General features: G+C 71.7%; 17 protein-coding genes and 1 pseudogene. 8 read left to right on the top strand and 10 right to left on the bottom strand.

Annotation, left to right across the window (positions count from 1 at the left end):
* Positions 1-97 precede the first annotated feature (97 nt).
* The 3 genes and pseudogenes from ACZ49J_RS14395 to ACZ49J_RS14405 all read left to right on the top strand — a co-directional run bounded on the left by ACZ49J_RS14395 (position 98) and on the right by ACZ49J_RS14405 (position 4,759).
* Positions 98-1,579, top strand: a complete 1,482-nt coding sequence (locus ACZ49J_RS14395) for an RICIN domain-containing protein (protein WP_467448006.1) — start codon at positions 98-100, stop codon at positions 1,577-1,579.
* A gap of 82 nt (positions 1,580-1,661) precedes the next feature.
* Positions 1,662-1,820: pseudogene (locus ACZ49J_RS14400) on the top strand (gfo/Idh/MocA family oxidoreductase); the annotation flags it as partial.
* Between the two features lie 83 nt (positions 1,821-1,903).
* Entirely contained in the window at positions 1,904-4,759 is a 2,856-nt protein-coding gene (locus ACZ49J_RS14405; protein WP_467448007.1) for a glycosyl hydrolase family 95 catalytic domain-containing protein, read from the top strand.
* A 130-nt stretch (positions 4,760-4,889) separates the two neighbouring features.
* Here ACZ49J_RS14405 and adh read toward each other — a convergent pair whose 3' ends face one another.
* From adh to xylB, 5 genes are all read right to left on the bottom strand, one after another.
* Positions 4,890-6,413: an aldehyde dehydrogenase gene (gene adh / locus ACZ49J_RS14410; protein ID WP_467448009.1), complete on the bottom strand. Its 1,524-nt coding sequence runs from the start codon at positions 6,411-6,413 to the stop codon at positions 4,890-4,892.
* 55 nt (positions 6,414-6,468) lie between these two features.
* Complete coding sequence (locus tag ACZ49J_RS14415) at positions 6,469-7,770, bottom strand: winged helix-turn-helix domain-containing protein (protein ID WP_467448010.1); 1,302 nt, start codon at positions 7,768-7,770, stop codon at positions 6,469-6,471.
* A gap of 125 nt (positions 7,771-7,895) precedes the next feature.
* Positions 7,896-8,495 carry an N-acetylmuramoyl-L-alanine amidase gene (locus tag ACZ49J_RS14420; RefSeq protein ID WP_467448011.1) on the bottom strand — a complete coding sequence of 200 codons (600 nt, stop codon included), beginning with the start codon at positions 8,493-8,495 and terminating at the stop codon, positions 7,896-7,898.
* Between the two features lie 306 nt (positions 8,496-8,801).
* Complete coding sequence (locus ACZ49J_RS14425) at positions 8,802-10,013, bottom strand: ROK family protein (protein ID WP_467448013.1); 1,212 nt, start codon at positions 10,011-10,013, stop codon at positions 8,802-8,804.
* A 111-nt stretch (positions 10,014-10,124) separates the two neighbouring features.
* Positions 10,125-11,570 (bottom strand): xylulokinase, encoded by a 1,446-nt coding sequence (gene xylB, locus ACZ49J_RS14430; RefSeq protein ID WP_467448015.1) that lies wholly within the window; start codon positions 11,568-11,570, stop codon positions 10,125-10,127.
* A 251-nt stretch (positions 11,571-11,821) separates the two neighbouring features.
* Between xylB and xylA the strand changes: the two genes are divergently transcribed.
* Entirely contained in the window at positions 11,822-12,988 is a 1,167-nt protein-coding gene (xylA, locus tag ACZ49J_RS14435; RefSeq protein ID WP_467448018.1) for a xylose isomerase, read from the top strand.
* A gap of 300 nt (positions 12,989-13,288) precedes the next feature.
* Here xylA and ACZ49J_RS14440 read toward each other — a convergent pair whose 3' ends face one another.
* Both ACZ49J_RS14440 and ACZ49J_RS14445 read right to left on the bottom strand, forming a co-directional pair.
* Complete coding sequence (locus ACZ49J_RS14440) at positions 13,289-14,554, bottom strand: SWIM zinc finger family protein (protein WP_467448019.1); 1,266 nt, start codon at positions 14,552-14,554, stop codon at positions 13,289-13,291.
* Positions 14,551-17,343 (bottom strand): DEAD/DEAH box helicase, encoded by a 2,793-nt coding sequence (locus ACZ49J_RS14445; RefSeq protein WP_467448022.1) that lies wholly within the window; start codon positions 17,341-17,343, stop codon positions 14,551-14,553. The genes ACZ49J_RS14440 and ACZ49J_RS14445 overlap by 4 nt, the downstream gene beginning before the upstream one ends.
* 291 nt (positions 17,344-17,634) lie before the next feature.
* Here ACZ49J_RS14445 and ACZ49J_RS14450 point away from each other — a divergent pair, with 291 nt between their 5' ends.
* Positions 17,635-17,823, top strand: coding sequence for a hypothetical protein (locus ACZ49J_RS14450; protein ID WP_366824747.1), 189 nt, complete (start codon positions 17,635-17,637; stop codon positions 17,821-17,823).
* A gap of 40 nt (positions 17,824-17,863) precedes the next feature.
* On the opposite strand, the gene ACZ49J_RS14455 is transcribed toward ACZ49J_RS14450, so the two are convergent.
* The 3 genes from ACZ49J_RS14455 to ACZ49J_RS14465 all read right to left on the bottom strand — a co-directional run bounded on the left by ACZ49J_RS14455 (position 17,864) and on the right by ACZ49J_RS14465 (position 19,881).
* Positions 17,864-18,727, bottom strand: a complete 864-nt coding sequence (locus ACZ49J_RS14455; RefSeq protein WP_467448023.1) for a hypothetical protein — start codon at positions 18,725-18,727, stop codon at positions 17,864-17,866.
* Positions 18,728-18,862: 135 nt separating this feature from the next.
* Positions 18,863-19,159: a hypothetical protein gene (locus ACZ49J_RS14460; protein ID WP_467448024.1), complete on the bottom strand. Its 297-nt coding sequence runs from the start codon at positions 19,157-19,159 to the stop codon at positions 18,863-18,865.
* 122 nt (positions 19,160-19,281) lie between these two features.
* Entirely contained in the window at positions 19,282-19,881 is a 600-nt protein-coding gene (locus tag ACZ49J_RS14465) for a class I SAM-dependent methyltransferase (RefSeq protein WP_467448025.1), read from the bottom strand.
* A 151-nt stretch (positions 19,882-20,032) separates the two neighbouring features.
* Here ACZ49J_RS14465 and ACZ49J_RS14470 point away from each other — a divergent pair, with 151 nt between their 5' ends.
* Genes ACZ49J_RS14470 through ACZ49J_RS14480 form a run of 3 tightly spaced genes read left to right on the top strand, consistent with a single transcriptional unit; the run spans position 20,033 to position 23,963 of the window.
* Positions 20,033-20,806, top strand: coding sequence for an MHYT domain-containing protein (locus ACZ49J_RS14470; protein WP_467448028.1), 774 nt, complete (start codon positions 20,033-20,035; stop codon positions 20,804-20,806).
* A 50-nt stretch (positions 20,807-20,856) separates the two neighbouring features.
* Positions 20,857-23,529, top strand: a complete 2,673-nt coding sequence (locus ACZ49J_RS14475; protein ID WP_467448029.1) for a sensor histidine kinase — start codon at positions 20,857-20,859, stop codon at positions 23,527-23,529.
* Complete coding sequence (locus ACZ49J_RS14480; RefSeq protein ID WP_467448030.1) at positions 23,526-23,963, top strand: roadblock/LC7 domain-containing protein; 438 nt, start codon at positions 23,526-23,528, stop codon at positions 23,961-23,963. Before ACZ49J_RS14475 ends, ACZ49J_RS14480 begins: the two co-directional genes overlap by 4 nt.
* Positions 23,964-23,969: the final 6 nt, after the last annotated feature.

The following is a 23,969-nucleotide window of genomic DNA, read 5'->3' on the forward strand; positions in this document are numbered from 1 at the left end:
CTCCGCGCCGGCTCGGCCGGCTGCCGCCAGGCGGCCTGCATCAACGGGTCCCGCACAGCGCAGACGTGACCACACCGCCAACCGGGAAGGCACGACCATGCCCCACACCCATCGCCGGCGCCACCTCGCCCGGGCGCTCGCCTGCATCCTGACCGCTCTCAGCGCGCTCGCGGTCGTCGAGCACCAGAGCGCCTCGCCGGCCGCCGCCGACACCGCCCAGTTCCGCGGCGTCAACTGGGCCCGGCTCGGTGACAACTTCCACGGTGGACCGCTGGTCCTGCACGGGTTGAGCGGCTCCGACAGCTACGAGACGGTCGTGGCGAAAGCCAACGCCATCTACACCGGCTTCGAGAACAACCTGGGCGCCAACACCGTTCGGCTCCCGATCAACACTTACACAGTCGGGACGAGCTGGTGGAGCGCGTACGCGGGCGCGATAGACGCAGCCACCGCGAAGGGATTCAAGGTCGTCCTTTCCTACTGGGACGACGGGGTGGCCGCGCGCGACGGTCGCATCGTCAACCCGAGCGCCTTCGACACCATGTGGAACACCGTGCTTGCCCGGTACGGCACCAACGGCCTCGTCTACTTCGAGCCGATGAACGAACCGGGCGGGCACAGCGCCGGCGAGTGGGCGAACCTGGTGAGCAACTGGATCAACAGCCACCCGTCGATTCCACGGAACCGCGTCTTCGTCAGCGGCGCCGGCCTGAACACCGACATCAAATCCATGTGCGCCGACCGCCGCCTTGACGGGACGTTCCTGTCGCTGCACCACTACACGTTCTTCAGCGGCGCGAAGACCTACGACCAGTGGGTGGCGTACCTGCGGAACGCGATCGGCTCCTGCGCCGACCGCACTGTCGTCGACGAGTTCGGCGCGCCGATGGATACCGGGCTGAACTACCACGACGCCGGCAGCACCGACAACTTCGTGCGCTACTTCCGGGCCACCACCACGGTGCTCCGGGAACTGGGGATCGGCTCCATCTACTGGCCCGGGCTGGGCGGGAAGATACGCGCCGGCCAGGGCGACGACTGGTATGCCATGCAGAAACTGCACGGCACCGGTACCAACCTCACCCTCAGCACCCCCAGCCCCAGCGGCCGCGAGCGCCTCAGATACGGCTGGGGCCTGGACGGCGACGTCCCGGCCCCGGCCAGTCTGCTGCGCGCCGTCAGCACCGGGCGCTGCCTCGACATCCCCGGCGGGACCACCGCGAACATCCAGGTCCAGGTGTCCACCTGCGCCAACACGGTCGGCCAGCAGTGGACCTTGACGGCCGGCGGACAGATCACCGCACTTGGGGGCCAGAAGTGCCTGGACGCCTACAACAGCGGGACGACGAACGGCACCGTGGTCGGTACGTGGGCGTGTAACGGCGGCGACAACCAACGCTGGACGGTGGGCGCTGACGGCACCATCCGCAGCGTGCGCCCCGGCCTCTGCCTCGACGTGAACACCGCCACCTTCAAGGTGCAGCTATGGACCTGCTGGGGCGGCGACAACCAGAGATGGCAGATCCAGAACACTGACGCGCGACGCGACGCCCGACTCGGTGGGCACGGTGGACGGTGACCGCCGGCCGCGGTCGAGCCGATGGCAACAACGACGCCACAGTAGACGGTCTGCCGGCAGCTCAAGGGTCGTTCTGTTCTGCGAGGCGACGAGGTTCGCCACCGGGCGCAAGAACGCGCTCCGCGTGGAGACCAACGGGTCGCTCGGCTCGGTCGCCTTCGACCTGGAGCGCCTCAACGAGCTGGAGTTCCACGACGCCACCGGGCCCGCGGTCGAGCAGGGATTCACCCGGATCCTCATCTGACCGAGGGCTGGCGTTCGTTCACCGATGGTTTGTCATCACCGAAGTCAGTGACCTGCTCCAGTCCGTGAAGGGAGAACGAGATGTCCGATGTGACACGCAGACGGTTTCTCGCCGCCGGGGCGGCGGCTGGAGCAGGGATCGTGCCCGGTGGGTGGACGGCCTTTGCCAGGGGCGGCTCGGCCGCGCCGCCGGAGGTTCGGGCCGCCGACGACCTCGCCCTGTGGTACGACAAGCCGGCCGGCGCGGACTGGCTGCGGGCACTGCCGATCGGCAACGGACGCCTCGGCGCGATGGTGTTCGGCAACGTCGACACCGAACGGCTGCAGCTCAACGAGGACACCGTCTGGGCCGGCGGTCCGTACGACTCCGCCAACACCCGCGGCGCGGCCAACATCGCGGAGATCCGACGGCGGGTCTTCGCGGATCAGTGGGGGCCGGCGCAGGACCTGATCAATCAGACGATGCTGGGCAGCCCGGCCGGACAGCTGGCCTACCAGCCGGTCGGAAACCTTCAACTCTCCTTCGGCAGCGCCAGCGGTGCGTCGCAGTACAACCGGACGCTCGACCTAACCACCGCCACGGCCATCACGACCTACGTGCTGAACGGCGTGCGGTACCAGCGTGAGGTGTTCGCCAGCACACCCGACCAGGTGATCGTGGTCCGGCTGACGGCCGACCGGGCCAACTCCATCGCCTTCAACGCCACATTCGACAGCCCACAACGGACCACGGTGTCCAGCCCGGACGGGGCCACGATCGCCCTCGACGGCATCTCCGGCACCATGGAGGGCATCGCCGGGCGGGTCCGGTTCCTCGCCCTGGCCCACGCCGCCGTGACGGGCGGCACGGTCAGCAGCTCGGGTGGCACGCTGCGGGTCTCCGGCGCCACCAGCGTGACGGTGCTGGTGTCGATCGGCTCCAGCTACGTCGACTTCCGGAAGGTCGACGGCGACTACCAGGGGATCGCGCGGAGCCACCTCAACGCTGCCCGCGACGTCGGCATCGACGAACTACGCAGCCGGCATCGCGCCGACTACCAGGCGCTGTTCAACCGGGTGTCGGTCGATCTGGGACGTACGGCGGCGGCCGACCAGCCGACCGACGTACGGATCGCACAGCACGCGCAAGTGAACGACCCGCAGTTCTCCGCCCTGTTGTTCCAGTTCGGCCGGTACCTGCTCATATCGTCCTCGCGGCCGGGCACCCAGCCGGCGAACCTGCAGGGCATCTGGAACGACCAGATGGCTCCGTCCTGGGACTCGAAGTTCACCATCAACGCCAACCTGCCGATGAACTACTGGCCCGCCGACACGACGAACCTGTCCGAATGCTTCCGCCCGGTCTTCGACATGATCAACGACCTGACCGTGACCGGCGCCCGGGTGGCCCAGGCGCAGTACGGCGCCGGCGGCTGGGTGACGCATCACAACACCGACGCGTGGCGGGGCGCCTCGGTCGTCGACGGAGCGCAGTGGGGGATGTGGCAGACCGGCGGCGCATGGCTGGCCACGCTGATCTGGGACCACTACCTGTTCACCGGTGACATCGACTTCCTCCGCTCGAACTATCCGGCCCTGAAGGGCGCCGCCCAGTTCTTCCTCGATACCCTGGTCGCCCACCCGACGCTCGGACACCTGGTCACCAACCCGTCGAACTCTCCGGAACTCCCTCACCATGCGAACGCCACCGTCTGCGCGGGGCCCACCATGGACAACCAGATCCTGCGCGACCTCTTCAGCGGCGTCGCCCGCGCCGGCGAAGTCCTCGGCGTCGACGCCACCTTCCGCGCTCAGGCACTTGCGGCCCGGGACCGGCTGGCGCCGATGCGGGTCGGCTCCAGGGGCAATATCCAGGAGTGGCTGGCCGACTGGGTGGAGACCGAGCGGACTCACCGGCACGTCTCCCACCTGTACGGCCTGCATCCGAGCAACCAGATCACCAAGCGCGGGACACCCCAGTTGCACGAGGCCGCGCGGCGGACGCTGGAGCTGCGCGGTGACGACGGGACGGGATGGTCGCTCGCGTGGAAGATCAACTTCTGGGCGCGGTTGGAGGACGGCGCCCGGGCCCACAAGCTGATCCGGGACCTGGTGCGGACGGACCGGCTCGCGCCCAACATGTTCGACCTGCACCCACCGTTCCAGATCGACGGCAACTTCGGCGCCACCGCGGGCATCGCGGAGATGCTGTTGCAGAGCCACAACGGCGAACTGCACGTGTTGCCGGCGCTGCCGGCCGCCTGGCCCACCGGTCGTGTGAGCGGACTGCGCGGCCGGGGCGGATACACCGTCGGCGCCGAGTGGAGCAGCGGCCGGACCGAGTTCGTCGTCACACCCGACCGAACCGGTGCCGTCCGGGTGCGCGGTCGGATCTTCACCGGCGACTTCACGCTGAAGGACGATTCGAGCGGCGAGCCGGTCCAGCCGAAGCGGCTCGAGGCCGATCTCATCGAGTTCGCCGGCCAGGCCGGCAAGACCTACCGCGCGTCCGCACTCAGGTCGGGGTCGCCGGTGGAGGCCGGCGTGGCCTATCGGCTGGTGGCCCAGCACAGCGGCAAGGCCGCCGACATCAACGGTGCGTCCACGGCCGCCGGTGCGCGGCTGATCCAGTGGCAGATCACCGCCGGCCTCAACCAGCACTTCGAGTTCCTGCCCTCCGACGGCGGGCACTACAAGATCCGCGTGGGGCACAGTGGTCTGGTCCTGCAGGTCGCCAGTAGCAGCAGCGGCGCCGACATCACCCAGCAGCCGGATGCGAACGCCGCTGACCGGCAGTGGCGGATTGTCGACCACGGCGGTGGCGTGATCAGTCTGGTCAACCGGCAGAGCGGCCTCGCCCTGGACGTGTGGGAGGCCTCCACCGCCGACGGAGCCCGCATCTCCCAGTGGGCAGCCACTGGTAGCACCAACCAGCGATTCCAACTCCACCGCATCTAGCCTGGGCGAACTGCGGCCGGACCAATCATCGGCGCCGGTCGCGGGCTGCGGGACAGGTTCGTCAGGAACAACAGCTGTACTCCCCAGAACCCGCCGGAGCCCGCGCCGGGCAGCCGCCTTTTTCGTGCGTCTAGAAGAAGCCCAGCTTCTTCGGTGAGTAGCTCACGAGCAGGTTCTTCGTCTGCTGGTAGTGGTCCAGCATCATCTTGTGGGTCTCACGGCCGATGCCCGAGCCCTTGTAGCCGCCGAAGGCGGCGTGGGCCGGGTAGGCGTGGTAGCAGTTCGTCCAGACGCGGCCCGCCTGCACGGAACGGCCAGCGCGGTAGGCGGTGTTGACGTCCCGCGTCCACACGCCCGCCCCGAGGCCGTACAGCGTGTCGTTGGCGATCTTCATCGCGTCGTCGAAGTCGTCGAACGACGTCACGGACACGACCGGCCCGAAGATCTCCTCCTGGAAGATCCGCATGCGGTTGTCGCCCTCGAAGATGGTCGGCTGGACGTAGTAGCCGCCCTTCAGCTCGCCGTCGTGCTCGATGCGTCCACCGCCGGTCAGCACCCTCGCGCCCTCCTGGCGGCCGATGTCCAGGTAGGAGAGGATCTTCTCCAACTGGTCGTTGGAGGCCTGGGCGCCGATCATCGTGTCCGTGTCGAGTGGATGCCCGGGCTTGATCAGCTCGGTGCGGGCGACCGCCGCCTCCATGAACTCCGCGTAGTGCCCGCGCTGCACGAGCGCCCGCGACGGGCAGGTGCACACCTCGCCCTGGTTGAGCGCGAACATCGTGAAACCTTCGAGCGCCTTGTCCCGGAAGTCGTCGTTCGCCGACGAGACGTCGTCGAAGAAGATGTTCGGCGACTTGCCGCCCAGTTCGAGCGTGACCGGAGTGATGTTCTCCGAGGCGTACTGCATGATCAGCCGCCCCGTGGTGGTCTCGCCGGTGAATGCCACCTTAGCCACGCGTGAGCTCGACGCCAGCGGCTTGCCTGCCTCCACACCGAACCCGTTGACGATGTTCACCACCCCCGGCGGCAAAAGATCGGCCACCAGGTTCAGCCAGTAGTGGATCGACGCCGGCGTCTGCTCGGCAGGCTTGAGGACGACCGCGTTGCCCGCCGCCAGCGCGGGCGCGAGCTTCCACGTCGCCATGAGGATCGGGAAGTTCCACGGGATGATCTGCGCGACCACGCCGAGCGGCTCGTGGAAGTGGTACGCCACCGTGTCGTCGTCGATCTCGGAGAGCGAACCCTCCTGCGAGCGGATCGCCCCCGCGAAGTAGCGGAAGTGGTCGATGGCGAGCGGGATGTCGGCGGCCAGCGTCTCCCGGACCGGCTTGCCGTTCTCCCAGCTCTCCGCGACCGCCAGCTTCTCCAGGTTCGCCTCCATCCGGTCGGCGATCTTCAAGAGGATGTCGGAACGCTCGCCCACGGACGTGCGTCCCCACGCGGGCGCCGCCGCGTGCGCCGCGTCCAGCGCCCGCTCCACGTCCTCGGCCGTCCCCCGGGCGATCTCCGTGAACGGCTGACCGTTCACCGGACTGGGGTTCTCGAAGTACCGCCCAGTGGCCGGCGGCACGTACTCCCCGCCGATGAAGTGGTCGTAGCGCGCCTCGTACGAGACGATCGCGCCGTCGGTGCCGGGCGCTGCGTAACGCGTCATGGTGCCTGCCTCCCGAGAACGCGCTGCCCGCCGTTGGGCAGCTCTCGCCGCGAGGCTAGGAACACCTACGTTGCGACAACGTTGCGGTGCCGGGTGCCCACCCCGGCGGTGACGCCAGTTCGGACTCCAGCTCCTCCAGGCGCGCCCGCACCGCGGCCGTCGGACGGACGGCTGCCAGTGCGCGCCATACGTCGAGGTCGTCCTCGCCCCAGGGTGCGTGCGCCCAGTCCGCCAGCAGGTCGGGATCGCGGCGGGCGACGAGCGCCCTGCGCAGCCCGTCGGCCAGTCGCTGCCGAAGCCGCACCACCGCCGGTGCCTGCGAACCCGGCAGCAGGGGACCGCCGTACGCCGTCGCGGCCCCCGTGACCGCGCCTGCCTCCAGCCTCCGCTCCACGACGGCCACATCGGACTCGACCGGAACCATGAGCCGGTACGGCCGCGACCCCAGGAGCGCGGGGCCGAGCAGCCTGCGCAGCCGGGCCAGTTCCGCGCGCAGGGTCACCGGTGTCACCGACTCGTCCTCGTACAGAGCGCACAGCAACTCGTCGCCGGTCAGCCCCTCCGGGTGACGGGCCAGCAGCACCACGATCTCGCTGTGGCGACGGCTGAGCCTGATCCTCCGGCCGTCCACGACCAGGTGTGCCTCGTCCCGGCCGAGCGCCGTCAGGCCGAGCGCCCCGGCGGCTGCCGGCTCGGACGGAGTGAGCAGCGCGAGCTGGGACTCCGCGGCGCGCGCCACCGCCTGCACGAAGCCCAGGCTGTGCGGATGCGCGAGCCCGTCCCCACCGGTGATGTCCACCGCGCCGAGAACCCGGCCGGTGCGCGGATCGTGCACCGGCGCCGCCGCGCACGTCCACGGCTGCACCCGCCGTATGAAGTGCTCCGCCGCGAACACCTGCACCGGCCGGTCCACGGCGACCGCCGTACCCGGCGCGTTGGTGCCGACCGCGCTCTCGGCCCAGCGCGCACCGGGGACGAAGTTCATCCGGTCCGCCCGCCGCAGTGTCGCCGGATGCCCCTCGACCCACAGCATCCTGCCCTGTGCGTCGCACACCGCCAGCAGATGTTCGCCGTCCGCCGCGAAGGTGCCCATGAGCTCCCTGACCAACGGCATCACCCGCGCCAGTGGATGCTCCGATCGGTAGCTACCGAGGTCCCCGTCCGTGAGCTCCACGCTCGCGGTGCCGTCCGGGCCGACTCCCGCCCTCGCCGAACGCCGCCACGAGTCGGCCACCACGGAACGCACGGGTCGCTCCACCGTGCCCGCCTGGGTGAACGTCTCATGTGCCCGGCGCAGTACTCGCACTCGCTCGATGGGGTCGGACCCCGGTTCCAGGGCCACCCATGGATCGGTCAATTCGGCCTCCCTGGAAGGCGACGCGGCTCGCACCCCCCATCGTCGTCCTCACCACGAGCCCCGACAAGTTCCTCGGCCATCACCTCCGACGCGGGTCTGGGTGAGTGACTGGTCCCGTCGCTGGGTCAAGCGGAGGTGACCAGCCCCATGTACCGCTCCCAGTCCCAGTTCGGCCCGGGATCCGTGTGGTCGGAGCCCGGTACCTCGTGGTGGCCGATGATGTGCGCCCGGTCCTTCGGGATGCCGTACCTGGCACAGACGGCCGCGGTGAGTTCGGCCGACTGCCGGTACATCGCGCCGGTGAAGTAGGAGGGCTCGTCCACCCAGCCCTCGTGCTCGATCCCGATGCTGCGCGTGTTGTAGTCCCAGTTGCCCGCGTGCCAGGCGATGTCGCGCTCCCGCACGCACTGCGCGACGGACCCGTCCGCCGACCGGACGAGGTAGTGGGCGGACACCTGCTTGCCCGGGTCCTGGAAGATGGTCAGCGTCTTCCTGTACGTCGTCTGCGTCACGTGGATGATCACGTAGTCGAGGGAGTGGCTCGTCGGGCGCTCCGCAGCCGTGTAGTTGAACGCGCTCGCGGGCTGCCATGTGGCGAGCGGGTAGTCGAGAGCCTGCGGTTGCGCACCGGCCCGGGGATCGGGCAGTAACGAGTAGGGGACCGCGGCGAGGGCCGCGCCCTTCAACAGCCGTCGCCGGCTGGTGGACGATCTGGCTCGCTCCATGGTGATTGCCTTTGGTGGTTGGTGGTTGGTGGTTGGTGGTGGGTGGGGTGAGGGATGAGGGATGAGGGGGGAAGTGAGGCGGCGGCTCGTCTCCATGGCCATGTGACCCCCCGATGCGCGATCCCCCGTTTCGAGCGAACACGCAGTCACCGCCAGGGCGGGTTGCGCCTCGCGTGAATCAAGGTACGGCGCCTTGCGATCAGGCAGGAGAAGCATGCCGATGTCGGTGGACAACACCGGAATTGTGGATAACCTCGTCACCCGCAGGGGGAAGCCGCCGGGGAAGTCCCCAGTTGGCCCTGTCGGTCATGGTCGCCCGGCAGCCACCGAGACCGGATCGTCCAGCACGCCCCGCACCACCGCGTGTGCCGCTCCCAGCAGCGGGCCCTCAGGACCCAGCCGCGACACGGTCACGGCGCAGGCGGGGCCTGCCGTGCGGCGGGCCAGCTCCCGTTCCAGCGACGGCAGCAGCCAGGGTGCGAGGCCCGCCAGCGCGCCGCCCAGCACCACCGCCTCAGGGTCCAGCAGGTTGACCGCACCGGTCAGTGCGATACCGAGCGCTGTTCCGGCGCCGCGCAGGGCACGCCGTACGTCCTTGTCGCCTCGCGCGGCACGTTCGGCCAGCAACTCGACACGGTGTTCTCCCGGCGCCAGGCCGGCTGCCCGCAGGACGGCCTCCTCACCGGCGTACTGCTCCAGACACCCGCGCCCGCCACACGCGCACTCCGGTCCTTCCGGACGGACCGGCACATGTCCCAACTCGCCCGCGAAACCGCGGACTCCGCGCAGCAGCCGGCCGTCCACGACCACCGCGCCACCGATGCCGATCTCCGCGGAGACGTGCAGGAAGTCGCGCGGGGTTCCCTCCCCGAGCCAGAGTTCGGCGAGGGCGCCGAAGTTCGCCTCGTTGTCCACCGTCAACGGCAGGCCGCCGGACAACAGCGCGCCGAGGTCCGTGTCGTGCCAGTCGAGGTTGGGGGCGCGCACCACCGTGCGGGCATCGCGTGCCACCAGGCCCGGTACGGCGACCGCGAGGCCCGCGGGCCACAGCTCCTCCTGGTCCGCCGCGGCGACGACCTGTTCCACCAGCGCCGTCAGTTCACCGATCACGGGCTCGGGCGAGCGGCCGCGGTTGACGCCGTGCCGCACGGCCCGTGCCCGTACCTCGCCCCGCAGGTCGACCGCGCACACCGCGAGGTGGTCGACGCCGATCTCCGCGCCGATCCCGGCCGGGCCGCGCCCGCTGAGGGCGAGTGCGGAACCGGGCCGGCCCACCCGGCCGGGCCGCTCGGGCCCCAGCTCCTCCAGGAGGCCCGAACGGATGAGCTCGTCGACCAGCGTGGACACGGCTGCCCTCGTCAGGCCGATGCGCGAGGCGACGGCGGCACGGGACAGCGGCCCCTCGGCGTTGACGGTGTGCAGCACCCGGGAGAGGTTGCGACGGCGCATGCCCTGCTGGGTGTCGGGCAGCCGGCGCCCTGGACTCGTGGGGTGGGCCTCGTGCAGCGGTGCGGTCATGCCTCCGTCAGTCCTCGTCCGGCCGTCCCCTTCGTGAGGGGCCGAACCCGTCAACGGGCCCTTCCCCTGGGGCTGTCCTTGTTGGGCACCTCCATCGGGAAGGAGGCCCCGTCAGCGCTTGTCGGGCTCTCGCTCCAGCAGCGGCGCCGCGTCGGAGAGTACCCCGGCGATCCTGGTCAGCGTCGCCTCGTCCCGCTCCACCTGGCCCAGGACGGGCCCGCGCGCGGTGTCCCAGCGGCGGGCGACCGCCGCCGGGTCCTCGCCGGTCAGGAGCCCGGCCGCCTGCGCGGCCGCGCCGAGCGCGACCAGTTCCTTGGCCTCGGGCACCTGCACGGGGCGCCCCGACAGTCGCCGTACCGTCTGCTGCCAGGCCGTTCCCCGCGCGCCCCCGCCGATGAGCAGCAGCGGCGCGGAACGGTCCGCGTCCGCGTCGAGGACCAGGTCCAGGGCGCCGAGCAGTGAGTGGACCGCGCCGTCGTACGCGGCCTGGAGGAGCTGTCCGGCCGTCGTGTCGTGGCGCAGACCGTGCAGCAGGCCCGAGGCGTGCGGCAGGTCCGGGGTGCGCTCGCCGTCCAGGTAGGGGAGCAGGGTCACGCTCGTTCCGGGTTCGACGGCCTCGCGGTCCAGGCCCAGCAGCTCGGCCACGCGGTCGACGGCGAGCGTGCAGTTCAGGGTGCAGGCCAGCGGCAGCCAGTCCCCCCGGGCGTCGGCGAAGCCCGCCACGGTGCCGGTGGGGTCGGCGGGGCGCCGCGTCGAGACGGCGTACACCGTGCCGGAGGTGCCGAGGCTCAGCACCGGCGTGCCGGGACGCAAGCCCAGTCCCAGCGCGGCGGCCGCGTTGTCGCCGGTGCCAGGGGCGACCAGGGTGCCCTTGGAGAACGGCAGATCGTGGGTGTCCCGCACGGTGCCGGCCACCTCGCCCGGCCGGACCACACGCGGCAGCAGCGCCGGGTCGAGCCCCACACGGGCGAGTGTCTCCTCGTCGTACGCCTCCGTCCCGGACGCCCACCACCCGGTGCCGGACACGTCACCGCGGTCCGTGGTGCCCTGCCCGGTCAGGCGTTCCGTGAGGTAGTCGTGCGGCAGGCGCACGGCGGCTGTCGCACGGACCGCCTCCGGCTCGTTCTCCGCGAGCCAGGCCCACTTCGTGACCGTGAACGAGGCTCCGGGCACGCTTCCGGTGCGCTCCGCCCATGCCTTCGCGCCTCCCAGCTCCTCCACCAGGCGGCGGGCCTGCGGTGCCGAGCGCACGTCGTTCCACAGGAGCGCCGGACGGACGGGCTCGCCCTGGGCGTCGAGCGTGACGAGCCCGTGCTGCTGTCCGCCGATCGACACCGCGGCGGCCTCGTGCGCAGCCTCCCCGCACTGGTGCAGCGCCGCACACAGCGCGTCCCACCACTGTCGCGGGTCACTCTCCCGGCCCGCCCCGGAGGAGACGGTGTGCGGTGCCTGCCCGCTCGCCACCACCCGGCCGGTCGACGCGTCGACGACCAGGGCCTTGGTGGACTGGGTGGATGTGTCCACCCCGACGACGAGTGGACCCTCGGCTGCTGACATCGGGCTCTCCCTCTTCCGCGGCTCGCGGGGTCTGTCCTGTTCCTGGAGTCTTCCGGTACCTGGAGTCTTCCTGTTCCTGGAGTCTTCCGGTACCTGGGGGCTTCCGGTACCTGGCGTCTCCCGGGCCGCACGGCCCGGCTGTCACACGCAGTCTCCTCGAGGAGACACGTCGTCTCTTCCCAGAGATGCCTCCGCATACTAATTTGTTAACCGCCATGACGAAATAGTCGGAGCGAGCAAGGAGCCGCGGCATGAACTACCAGCCCACCCCCGAGGACAGGTTCACCTTCGGCCTGTGGACCGTCGGCTGGCAGGGGAGGGACCCGTTCGGTGACGCCACCCGGCGTGCCCTCGACCCCGTCGAGACGGTGCGGCGTCTGTCGGAACTCGGCGCCTACGGTGTGACCTTCCACGACGACGATCTGATCCCCTTCGGGTCCTCCGACAGCGAGCGCGAGGGACACATCAAGCGCTTCCGGCAGGCCCTCGACGCGACCGGCATGACCGTGCCGATGGCCACCACGAACCTCTTCACGCACCCCGTCTTCAAGGACGGCGCGTTCACCGCCAACGACCGCGACGTACGCCGCTACGCGCTGCGCAAGACGATCCGCAACATCGACCTTGCGGTCGAACTGGGCGCGAAGATCTACGTCGCCTGGGGCGGCCGCGAGGGCGCCGAGTCGGGCGCCGCCAAGGACGTGCGCGCCGCGCTCGACCGCATGAAGGAGGCCTTCGACCTCCTCGGCGAGTACGTGACCTCCCAGGGCTACGACCTGCGCTTCGCGATCGAGCCCAAGCCGAACGAGCCCCGCGGTGACATCCTGCTCCCCACGGTCGGCCACGCCCTGTCCTTCATCGAGCGCCTCGAGCGCCCCGAGCTGTACGGCGTCAACCCCGAGGTGGGCCACGAGCAGATGGCCGGTCTCAACTTCCCTCACGGCATCGCCCAGGCACTGTGGGCGGGCAAGCTTTTCCACATCGACCTCAACGGCCAGTCCGGCATCAAGTACGACCAGGACCTGCGCTTCGGAGCGGGCGATCTGCGCTCCGCCTTCTGGCTGGTCGACCTCCTGGAGAACGCCGGTTACGCGGGCCCGCGCCACTTCGACTTCAAGCCGCCGCGGACCGAGGACCTCGACGGCGTGTGGGCGTCGGCCGCCGGTTGCATGCGCAACTACCTCATCCTCAAGGAGCGGGCGGCCGCCTTCCGCGCCGACCCCGAGGTCCAGGAGGCCCTGCGCGCCTCACGGCTGGACGAGCTGGCCCAGCCGACGGCGGCCGACGGCCTGAAGGCGCTGCTCGCCGACCGTACGGCCTTCGAGGACTTCGACCCGGAGGCGGCCGCCGCGCGCGGGATGGCCTTCGAGCGGCTTGACCAGCTGGCGATGGACCACCTGCTGGGTGCGCGCGGCTGACACGCCCTGGTGCCGTGGAGGGAGACGTGAGGCGGGTTCTGCTCGCGTCCCCCTTCCGACAGCCGGCGGGCACCGTGCGCGGCACCCTCGCGCAGTACCCGGACCCGCGCGGCCACAGGATGGGGATCGATGACGTCACCTGCACTCGCGCCGCTGACGCCGTACAGGCGGCCCGTGGCTGCGGGCGGGTCGTCCTCGCGGGCGGCCCGCCCGGACTGCACCGGCGCCGACCGGAAGCTCACGAAGCCGCTGAAATGAGCGACACTGCCGCGCGACCGCTCCGCGTGCCGGTCCCCCGGCTCATGCCTCGCCGCCCGCCGAAGCCTTCGCCGTGGCAGGGTCGTGGGCTGCCGGGCCGGCGGGCACCCAGTGGCCCTGCTCCTCCCGGTACGGCCACCAGCGGCCGTCCCGGCCGAGACGGAGCTGGGTCGAGGCGCCGATCACCGTCCAGCGGTTTCCGGCGGCGCTCAGCCACGGCCGGTCGTCGTCGTCCCAGGCCGATTCCAGGGCGGCACGCGCGCGTGCGAGCGATTCCGCCTGCGGGAGCCACTCGTCCTCCAGTACCGACAGCGCGGCCGTACCCCCGTACCGCCAGGCGCGCACGGCGATGTCCAGCCGCTCGCGATCGCGCCCCGTCCCCTCGGCCAGACGCCCGGTGATCGCTGTTCCAAAAGCGTCCGCCGCGAGCCGGACGGCATCCTCGGAGAGCGTCAGTTCCTCCTCGATCGCGTCCTGTCCGTGCCCGGGCGCCAGAGCCGCGAAGAGCAGCCTGTGGGCCTCCGCCGCGGCCCGTGCCGCGAGAAACGTCAGAGCGGCCGGGTCGACGCCGGGGGCGGGCGGGGTCTCGGTGTCCAGCGAAGGCGGGAAGCCGGGCTGCGCGGGCAGCTCGGGGCGCGAGGGAAGCGGCGGGAGGACGCCGCCGCTCGCGTACGCCTCGGCGGCGTCCACGCCGTTCCGGGGGGCTTGCTCGGAGGGCGTGGGCTCCTCGTCGCCCGGGACGGCACTGCGCACGTGCAGGTCGTCGAGCACCTCGCGCTCACCGCGCCCGCGCATCAGCAGCAGGACGAACGGATCCTGGTCCAGCAGCCGCGCCATCTGGTAGCAGAGCGCCGCGGTGTGTCCACAGTGGTCCCAGGCGTCGCAGTCGCATTCCGGCTCCAGGTCGCCCAGCCCCGGCAGGAGTTCCACCCCGGCGTCGGCGGCGTCCTCGACGAGATGCGGTGGCATCTCACGGTCGAGCAGGGCAGCGATGTGCCCGGCCCGTTCGACGGCCAGATCCAGGAAGCGGTCCCACTGTTCCACGGACAGCTCCTGCAGCAGGACGTCCGCACGGTGCGCCGTGCCGTCGCGGTCCCGGACGACGGCCGTGATGCGCCCCGGGCGAACCGACACGGCTCCCACGGCCCCCGCCCGCGCGAGCCCGCGGCCGGTCTTGACCTGCGAGGAGTCCAGGGCCGTGTCCTCCAGGGCCTTCAGCCATGCCTGCCCCCACCAGGTCTGGGCGAAGCCCCGCCCGCGCGCGGGCGCCAGCGCGGCGAACGTGCGCTCGGTGTCCTGTTCCCTCATCGTGTGCCCCCTCGCAGCTCCACCAGGTCGGCCAGTTCGGCGTCGGACAGCTCGGTGAGCGCCGCCTCGCCCGAACCGAGCACCGCGTCGGCCAACTCCCGCTTGCGCAGCAGCATCTCGGCGATGCGGTCCTCGACCGTTCCCTCCGCGATCAAGCGGTGCACCTGGACGGGCCGGGTCTGACCGATGCGGTACGCGCGGTCGGTCGCCTGCGCCTCCACGGCCGGGTTCCACCAGCGGTCGTAGTGCACGACGTGCTCGGCCCGGGTCAGGTTCAACCCGGTGCCGGCGGCCTTCAACGACAGCAGGAAGACGGGGATGTCGCCGTCCTGGAACCGCCGCACCATCGCCTCGCGCTCCTGGACCGGCGTCCCGCCGTGCAGGAACTGAGACGACACGCCGCGCGTGGACAGATGCTGTTCGATGATCCGCGCCATCTGCACGTACTGGGTGAAGACGAGGACGCTCGCCTCCTCGGAGAGGATCGTGTCGAGCAGCTCGTCCAGTAGTTCGAGCTTCCCCGACCTGCCCTCGATTCGCGGCTGCTCCTCCTTGAGGAACTGTGCGGGGTGGTTGCAGATCTGCTTCAGCCCGGTCAGCAGTTTCACGACCAGTCCGCGCCGGGCCATGTGGTCGGCACCGGAGATCTCGGCGAGGCTCTCGCGCACCACGGCTTCGTACAGCCCCGCCTGCTCCTGTGTGAGTGACACGGCACGGTCGGTCTCGGTCTTCGGCGGCAGTTCGGGCGCGATACCGGGGTCCGACTTGCGGCGGCGCAGCAGGAACGGCCGCACGAGCCGGGCGAGACGCTCGGCCGCGGCGGGGTCCTGGCCTGCTTCGACCGCCCGCGCGTACTGGGCGCGGAACGTGCCGAGCCGGCCGAGCAGCCCAGGTGTCGTCCAGTCGAGGATCGCCCACAGCTCGGAGAGGTTGTTCTCCACGGGCGTGCCGGTGAGTGCCACGCGCGCGCGTGCGCCGATGCCGCGTAGGTGCCTCGCCGTGGCCGAGTACGGGTTCTTCACGTGCTGCGCCTCGTCCGCGACGACCATTCCCCAGGTGACCTCGGCCAGCCGCGGTGCGTCGAGGCGCATCGTGCCGTACGTGGTGAGCACGAACTCGTCGTCGGCCAGACCCTCCAGGTCGCGACTTGAGCCGTGGAAGCGGCGCACGGGGACACCCGGTGCGAACTTCTCGATCTCCCGCTGCCAGTTGCCCATCAGCGAGGTGGGGCAGACCACGAGCGTCGGGCCGGCGGCCGACGGGTCGGTCCGGCGGTGCAGATGCAGGGCGATGAGGGTGATGGTCTTTCCCAGGCCCATGTCGTCGGCCAGACAGCCGCCGAGCCCGAGGGAGGTCATGCGGGCCAGCCAGTTGAGGCCCCTCAGCTGGTAGTCGCGCAGCGTGGCGGCGAGGGTGGCGGGCTGTCCGACGGGGCCCTGCCCCTCCGGCTCCGCCAGCCGCTCCCGGAGCGTCGCCAGCCAGCCCGTGGGGTGGACGTCGACCCGGAGTCCGTCGATCTCCGTCGAGCCCGTGAGGGCCGCGCCGAGGGCGTCGATGGGTGTGACCTTGCGGTCCTGCTGCGCGCGGGCGCGGCGCAGCTCCTCGGGGTCCACGAGGACCCACTGGTCACGCAAGCGCACCATGGGGCGGTTCGCCTCGGCGATACGGTCCAGCTCCTGCCGGGTCAGCTGCTGGTCGCCCAGCGCGAACGACCAGTTGAAGGCGAGCAGCGCGTCGGCCGAGAGGAACGACGGCGTGTCCGACTGCGTGGTGGCCGGGTCCTGCCCGTCCTCCGGCGGCCCGATGACCGCGCGGGCGGTCAGGCCGCGCGCCAGCTGCCTGGGCCAGTGCACGTCGACGCCCGCCCCGGCCAGGAGGCGGGTGCCCTCGCCGAGCAGTTCGGTGACCTCGTCGTCGGCGAGTTCCAGGGAGTCCGGTACGGTCGCGGACAGCAGCGGCGTCAGCGGCGACCAGGCACGGGCCGCGCGCCTGAGCGTGAGCAGCGCGTCCATCCGCGCGCGGGGACCGAAGGCGTCGGTACCGGCCCACACCGCGGAGGCATCCGCGACGAGCGCGGGGTCGCCGGCGCTGTGGACCTGCGGCACGACACGGAAGGACAGCCGCGTCCCGTCCGGCACGTCGGGTGCGAGCCCCGGCACCTCGACCCGCAGGGAGAGGCGGACGCCGGCGTCGTGTCCGGCGGCGACATCGGCCGCCCAGGCACGCTGCTCGGGCACACGCTGCGGCTCCGAAGCTGCGAACGCCGGGTTACCCGCCGCGAGTGCCGCGGCGGGGGAGCGGGGCAGCGCGTCGGCGACCGCGTCGAGGAAGGCGCGCACCAGTCGCTCCGGGTCGGGGAGCCGTAACGGCTCCGCACCGTCCAGGGGCACCGCGTGGGCCTCGGGCGGCATCGCGGCGGCCAGGTCACGCACTCCCTCCATGTCGTCGGCCCCCAGCGGGCCCATGCGCCACTCGTCGTGGTCGGCCGCGGACAGGCCGGGGAGCAGCAGCCCCCGCGCGGCAAGCCGCAGCGCGAGCACGGTGGCCGCACCCCAGAACGCGGCCGCCCGGTGTGCGGGGGCGGTGGCACGCGCGCGCGTGAGGATCGGCAACGCGGCCCGTACCGGCAGCAGGACAGCGGGTACGGTCACCGCCTCGACGTCCTCGCCGACAGGCACGACGACCGTCATTTCGCCGGTGGAGCCGGCGGTGACCACGGGGGGCGCCGTGCCGTCGAGCCGCCAGAAGGCGACCTGGCCGGTACGGGCCGGGTCGGCGGGCACGAACACGGCACAGCAGCAAGCGAGTTCGGCGATCTGCGGTGGCGTCGGGGTGGGACTTGTCTGCTCGGCGATGGCGTATTCCTCAAATTTGACTACCCGAGTCGGAGTCGCCGAGGGTACAGCACCGCGAGCGCCCTAAGGGAATCATGAGAGAGTGATGTGGGTCACCCTTCATGGCCCTAAGGGATTCATCAGGGTTCCGTCAGGGGCGCGTCAGGGTCAGGGGCTGGAACTGCCCGAAGGGCGGACCCGTTCTCAGGGCAGAGAGCGGCAGTGGCCGCGAAGGAGGCGACGAAGATGTCGAAGAACGCGAAGATCGCCGCAGGGGGCGCGGCGGTCGGGATCATCCTGTTGATCTTGCTGCCCTTCCCCTTCTGGGCCAACCTCCTGATAGTCCTGGGGATCCCGACAGCCGCATATCTCATGCTGGACCCCTCGCAGCGGCGCAGGCTGCGCCGTGTCTCGCGCAAGGAGCTCGGCCGCTGAGGCGTCACCGGCCCGCGGTGCGGGCCGGTGACCGGTGGGCTCAGTTGGGGCGTACCGCGATCTTGTCGAGGGACTCCAGAAGGCCGGGGAGCTCCGGGCCCCGGCCCACCGGCAGCACCTCACCGGGCTCCTCGTCGATGAGGAGGAACGCGATGTCGTCGGTCCTGGCCACCATGGACCAGCCGGGACCGTCGGCGCGGAGGGTCCGGGCGTCACCCGGCGCGAAGGACGAGCGAACGCGTCCCAGTGGCGGCGGTGTGTCCACGTAGGCGCGTGCCTCGGCGAGGACTCGGCGGATATTGCTGCGGGTGCTGCTCTGCCCTGCGCCGTCCTCGGACGGTGAGGTGCCACCCTCGGTCGCCGAAGCCGCGCCGGACGCGTCGCCGCCCTGGCGGTTGACGAACGCGTCGTCGCCGAGCTGCTCCCGCCAGATGGCCCACTGCAGAGCGATCTCGTCGGCTCCCAGACGGCGCTGGGCAGGGCCCCAGACCTCGGTGTCCGGCGGGCACAGGGGTGGCCGTTCGGCGATCTCCGGCGGGGGGTCGTGCGGAGCGGGCACGCCGGGCGCCGCCACGGCCACCGCGAGGGGCCAGCCGGGCAGCGCGGCCACGACCGATCGCTCGTCCGGCGACAGGTCGTACTCCATGCCGCAGTCCCACGACGCGATGGCCACGGCCACCAGCGACACGTCGTCCACGACGACCGTCCAGCGTGCCCCGTCGCCGTCCTGGCCCAGCACGAGGCCGTAACCGTCGGTGAGCGGTGCGAGGCCGAGCGCCGCGCAGGCCGCCGGATAGTCGTCGCCCAGCACGCTGGGGAACTGCGCCGGTGTCAGCAGTACCGCGGTCAGTACATACAGCGCGTCGTCCCCGGCGGCGACGGCGTCCTCGTCCGTCCCGGCCATCCCAGCCTCCCCATCGCTCTCGTCCGTCGGCGCACCATAATGCGCCCGGAAGGCCGTTGTCACGACGGCGGAGCCCCGGACAGCGCCGCGGTCGCCCTGGGGACCGGGACGAATCGGCCGTACGCCGCCACTCGGTCAGGCGGCCGGCAGGCCGAGGAGGTCGCGTGCCACCCGCTGGGGCGACTCGTCGCGCTCGCGCGCCAGCGCGATGACAGCCCGGCACGCCAGTTCGCTCACCCCGAAGGAGAGCGCCTCGGGTGACACCCACGCCGCGGCTTCGTCGATCCGGTCCTGATCGTCCTCCGCGCACGCCGCGACGTACACCGCGGCAGCCTCGAAGAGGTTGTGCCCGCGCTTGTCCTCGCCGGTGCCGACGACCGCGCGCTCGGAGCCGCCGAATCTGCCGAAGTACTTGCGGAGCCTGCTGAACATGTGGGACGCCTTCCCCCTGCGGTTGATGTCACTGATCGTTCAAGTGCTCATGTCCAACGTAGGGTTGCGACGCCGGCGGCAGAAGAGGGACTACCCGGTGGAGCGCTTCGGCCGCGGGTGGATCAGCCGGCTCGTTCGGCCAGTGCCAGGAACCGGTCGTCCTCGTCCGCGTAGGACGTCATCCGCCAGCCCGCCCCAGCGAGCAACGGCCGCAGGTTGCCCTCCGCCCGCAGGTCGTCCGGGGTGAGCTGCCGGCCCTGACGTGCCGCCAGCGCCGCCCTGCCGATCGGGTGGAAGAGCGCCAGCGTGCCGCCGGGCCGCACCACCCGTGCCAGCTCCCGCAGGTTGTCGGCGGGACGGGGCAGGTGCGCGACGAGTCCCGCCCCGAACACGGCGTCGAGCGACTCCGCGCGCAGGGGCAGGGCGGCCGCATCGGCGAGGAGCAACTGCCCGTGGCGATCCCGTCCGGCCCGCACGGCGGCCTCCAGCATGGCCGGTGTCAGATCGGCTCCGACGACGACCCCGGAGGGCCCCACGGCGGCACGCAGGGGCGGCAGGGCCCGTCCGGTTCCGCAGCCCGCGTCGAGGACGCGATCGCCCGCACTCAGCCCGAGCTCTGCGACCGCTGCCGCGTACGCCGGGCCGTCATCGGGGAACCGCGTGTCCCAGTCGGCGGCGCGTGCGGTGAAGAACTCCTGGACGCGTGTGTGGTCGTTGCGCATGTTCGAATGATCCCTCACCCGAGCGGAGGCCGACGCGGTGCGCATGTTCGAGCGTGACGCGATCGTTCCATCCCAGATATGCGTCATATTGCACCAGCTTTCGAAACGTGCTCCCCTTGTGCGCCCTTGTGCGGACTAGCGTCCCTGGGCCATGGGACACCTGGACCACGCCGCCTTCGGCTGGCTGACGCCCGTGCTGTCGTACGTGATGGCCTGCACGGGCGCCGCCCTCGGGCTGCGGTGCACCGTTCGCGCGCTCGGGGCCACCGGGAGGTCGCGCCGCAACTGGCTGGTCACCGCGGCCTCCGCGATCGGCACCGGCATCTGGACCATGCACTTCGTGGCCATGCTGGGCTTCAGCGTCGGCGGCACCGAAATCCGCTACGACGTGCCGCTGACGATCCTCAGCCTTCTCGTCGCCATGGCCGTCGTCTGCGCGGGAGTCTTCGCCGTCGGGTACGGCCGGAACCGTACCCGCGCGCTGCTCCTCGGCGGGCTCACGACAGGACTCGGCGTCGCGAGCATGCACTACCTGGGCATGGCGGCCGTGCGCCTGCACGGCGACGTGAGCTACGACCCGGTGCTCGTCGCGCTCTCCGTGGTGATCGCGGTGGTCGCGGCGACGGCGGCCCTGTGGGCCGCGCTCAACATCAGTTCACCGGTCGCCGTCACCGCCGCCTCCCTCGTCATGGGCGGTGCGGTGAGCAGCATGCACTACACCGCGATGCTCGCGGTGAGCGTGCGTGTCGTTCCCTCCGGCGAGGTCCTGCCCGGGGCCACGGCGATGCAGTTCATCTTCCCCCTCGCCGTCGGCCTCGGGTCCTACCTCTTCCTGACCTCGGCGTTCGTCGCGCTGTCGCCGACGGCCGGGGAGAGCGAGGCGTCGGCGTCCGCGCAGCGCCCCGTCGAGACCGCCGCTCACTGAGGCGCGCGACCGCTGCTCGGGCACTTCTGACCACCCTGATCGAGGAGGCCATGCGTACACCCCGCAGGACCCCTGCAGCCGGCATCGAGCCGTCGGCGCGGCCCCCGGCGCGTGGCCGCCGTGCTCACGCGGGCCCGCCCGCCGATGAGCGCCCCGGCCCCGACGCCGGCCTGAGCGCAGCATCTTCCGGCCCGCGACGCTCGTACATACGCCCGCGCGTACGCCCGCGCACCGTACGGGCCAAGATCGTCTGCTTGCTGATGGTGCCCGTCGTCTCACTGCTCGCCCTATGGGCGTACGCCACCGTCAGTACCGCCCAGGACGTCTCCCGCCTCCGGCAGTCGCAGCGCGTCGACGCCTCCGTGCGCGCCCCGGTCGCAGCCGCCGTCGCCGCGCTCCAGGCCGAGCGCACCGCAGCCGTGCGCCTGGCCACCGGCCCCGCCCCGGGACGGGAGAGCGAATTCGAGGAGCTGGCGGAGCGCTCGGAACGCGCCGTCGCCAAGCTGAGGCTGGGCGACCGCCACACCGTCGCGGACGGCGCCGAACTGCCCACCGGGGTCGCCGAGCGCCTGAATGCCTTCGTCACCGGGGCCGAGCAGCTGCGCGCGCTGCGGACCACCGTGGTCGACGGACGCGCAGGCTGGCGACAGACGTACACCCGCTACACGGCGGCGATCGTGAAGGCCTTCGGGGTGGGAGGAGCCCTCACCGGCGTCCAGGACGCCGAGCTCGGCTCCGACGCGCGTGTCCTGCTCGAGTTCTCACGCGCCGGCGAGGCACTGGCCCAGGAGGACGCCGTGCTCGCCGGCGCCCGGCTCACCGGAGCACTCGACGGTGAGCGGCTGCGGCTGTACACCGGCGCCGTCGAGACCCGTCGCACCCTGACCGGCACAGCCGTGGCGGACCTGCGGGGACCCGACCGGACCGCTTGGAGCGGCCTCGTCAAAAGTGGCGCCCACGCGGCCCTGACAAGACTCGAGGACCAGGTGCTCGCGGCCCACCCCGGCGCGAGGGCCGCGGGTGCCGTGTCCGAGGACGACTGGAACACGGCGCACGCGCGCGTGCAGGACGCCATGCGGGCGATCGAGACGGGCGCCGCACACGGCGTGGCGGACCGGGCCGGCCCGTTCACACGCGGCCTGCTCACTCCGGCCGGTGCCGCGGTCCTCCTGGGGCTCGTCGCCGTCGCCGCGTCACTCGTGATCTCAGTGCGCATCGGACGCGCCCTCGTCGTCGAGCTCGTGAGCCTGAGGAACAGCGCCCTGCAGATCGCCCGTCGCCAACTTCCCGAGGCCATGCGCAAGCTGCGCGCGGGGGAGGAGATCGACGTCGACGCAGAGGCCCCGCCAGGGAAGCCCGCCGAGGACGAGACCGGACAGGTCGCCGAGGCCCTGGGTATTGTGCACCGGGCCGCCCTCCGAGCCGCGGCCGAACGCGCCGAGCTGGCCGGCGGCATCTCCGGGGTCTTCGTCAACCTCGCCCGCCGCAGCCAGGTCCTCGTGCACCGCCAGCTGACCCTGCTGGACAGTATGGAGCGCAGATCCGAGGACCCGGACGAACTGAGCGACCTCTTCCGGCTGGACCACCTCACCACGCGCATGCGGCGGCACGCGGAGAGCCTCATCATCCTCTCCGGGGCGGCCCCCGGCCGTGCCTGGCGCATGCCTGTCTCGCTGACCAACGTGGTCCGTGCGGCCGTCTCCGAAGTGGAGGACTACGCGCGCGTGGAGGTACGGCAACTCCCGGAGGCGCAGATCGAGGGCACCGCCGTCGCCGACCTCACCCACCTCCTGGCCGAACTGGTGGAGAACGCCGCCCAGTTCTCCCCACCCCACACACGCGTGCGCGTCACCGGTGAGCCGGTCGGCAACGGCTACGCAGTGGAGGTCGAGGACCGCGGCCTCGGCATGGGCAAGGAGAAACTCGCCGAAGCCAACCGGCGCATCGAACAGTCCGAAGCCCTCGACCTGTTCGACAGTGACCGGCTCGGTCTGTTCGTGGTCAGCAGGCTCGCGTCCCGGCACGACATCAAGGTCCACCTGCGGACCTCGCCCTACGGCGGAACCACCGCGGTCGTCCTGCTGCCGACAGCCCTGCTGCGCCCGGGCGCGGCGGAGCGTTCACCTCGTCCGGCCGTGGACGCCGGGCCCGCCCCGGACGCAGGGCACGCCCGGGCCGCAGGGCACGCCCGGGCCGCAGGGCACGCCCGGGCCGCAGAGCAAGCCGTGGGCACTGGCCAGGCCGTAGGCGGCCGGGCCGTGGATACCGGGCAGGCCGCTGACCGCGCCTGGGCGCGCCCACCGGCCGCCCCTTGGCAGGAGCCGCTCCAGCAGCCCGCCGAGCGGCCGGCGCTGGTGGCTCCCGTGGCGTCCGCCGTGGAGGAGGGCTCGGCGGCGGACGCCACACCCACGACCACGACGCCCCCTGAAGTCGCCACCTTGCGCCCGCACCGCACCGTCCAGGACACCGAGGGGCCGGGCGAACTCCCGCGCCGGGTGCGGCAGGCGCACATGGCGCCCCAACTGCGCGAGCAGCGCCCCGACCCACCGGCACCCAACCTCCGAGACCTCGGGGCCGACGAGCGCACCCCCGAACTCGTACGCGACCGCATGGCGGCCTACCGCGCCGGCTGGATGCGCGGCGGAGGCAGGGCCCCCGGCCGCCGTGACACCCTCCCCGGCCCCGTGGCGGGCGGCGACACCAGCGAAGGAGACCCCGCATGATCCAGGACCCGAGCACCAGAGCCGCCCAGCCGTCCGGCGAACTCGACTGGCTGCTGGACGACATGGTGCTTCGTGTCGGCGACATACGGCATGCCGTGGTGCTGTCGAACGACGGGCTCGCCATGGGCGCGTCCACCGGTCTGCAACGCGAGGACGCCGAGCACCTGGCCGCGGTCGCCTCCGGCTTCCACAGCCTGGCCAAGGGGGCGGGTCGCCAATTCGGCGTCGGTGGTGTCCGCCAGACCCTGGTGGAGATGGACGACGGCTTCCTGTTCGTGGCAGCGGCCGGCGACAGCTCCTGCCTCGCCGTCCTCACGGCCGTCACCGCCGACATCGGTCTGGTGGCGTACGAGATGGCGCGCTTGGTGAAACGTGTCGGCGAGCATCTGCGCACACCCTTGCGCGCCGCCGCGCCTCCGCCGGTCACCGGGTGACCGAGG

Source organism: Streptomyces sp. NPDC030840 (genome assembly GCF_055572015.1).

Bases quoted from the DNA above. Each gene is read 5' to 3' on its own strand.
- adh (WP_467448009.1), bottom strand. From the start codon at position 6,413: ATGACGCGTTACGCAGCGCCCGGCACCGACGGCGCGATCGTCTCGTAC.
- xylB (WP_467448015.1), bottom strand. From the start codon at position 11,570: ATGTCAGCAGCCGAGGGTCCACTCGTCGTCGGGGTGGACACATCCACC.
- ACZ49J_RS14440 (WP_467448019.1), bottom strand. From the start codon at position 14,554: ATGAGGGAACAGGACACCGAGCGCACGTTCGCCGCGCTGGCGCCCGCG.
- ACZ49J_RS14455 (WP_467448023.1), bottom strand. From the start codon at position 18,727: ATGGCCGGGACGGACGAGGACGCCGTCGCCGCCGGGGACGACGCGCTG.
- ACZ49J_RS14450 (WP_366824747.1), top strand. From the start codon at position 17,635: ATGTCGAAGAACGCGAAGATCGCCGCAGGGGGCGCGGCGGTCGGGATC.
- xylA (WP_467448018.1), top strand. From the start codon at position 11,822: ATGAACTACCAGCCCACCCCCGAGGACAGGTTCACCTTCGGCCTGTGG.
- ACZ49J_RS14425 (WP_467448013.1), bottom strand. From the start codon at position 10,013: ATGACCGCACCGCTGCACGAGGCCCACCCCACGAGTCCAGGGCGCCGG.
- ACZ49J_RS14405 (WP_467448007.1), top strand. From the start codon at position 1,904: ATGTCCGATGTGACACGCAGACGGTTTCTCGCCGCCGGGGCGGCGGCT.
- ACZ49J_RS14420 (WP_467448011.1), bottom strand. From the start codon at position 8,495: ATGGAGCGAGCCAGATCGTCCACCAGCCGGCGACGGCTGTTGAAGGGC.
- ACZ49J_RS14465 (WP_467448025.1), bottom strand. From the start codon at position 19,881: ATGCGCAACGACCACACACGCGTCCAGGAGTTCTTCACCGCACGCGCC.
- ACZ49J_RS14395 (WP_467448006.1), top strand. From the start codon at position 98: ATGCCCCACACCCATCGCCGGCGCCACCTCGCCCGGGCGCTCGCCTGC.
- ACZ49J_RS14480 (WP_467448030.1), top strand. From the start codon at position 23,526: ATGATCCAGGACCCGAGCACCAGAGCCGCCCAGCCGTCCGGCGAACTC.
- ACZ49J_RS14460 (WP_467448024.1), bottom strand. From the start codon at position 19,159: ATGTTCAGCAGGCTCCGCAAGTACTTCGGCAGATTCGGCGGCTCCGAG.
- ACZ49J_RS14470 (WP_467448028.1), top strand. From the start codon at position 20,033: ATGGGACACCTGGACCACGCCGCCTTCGGCTGGCTGACGCCCGTGCTG.
- ACZ49J_RS14475 (WP_467448029.1), top strand. From the start codon at position 20,857: ATGCGTACACCCCGCAGGACCCCTGCAGCCGGCATCGAGCCGTCGGCG.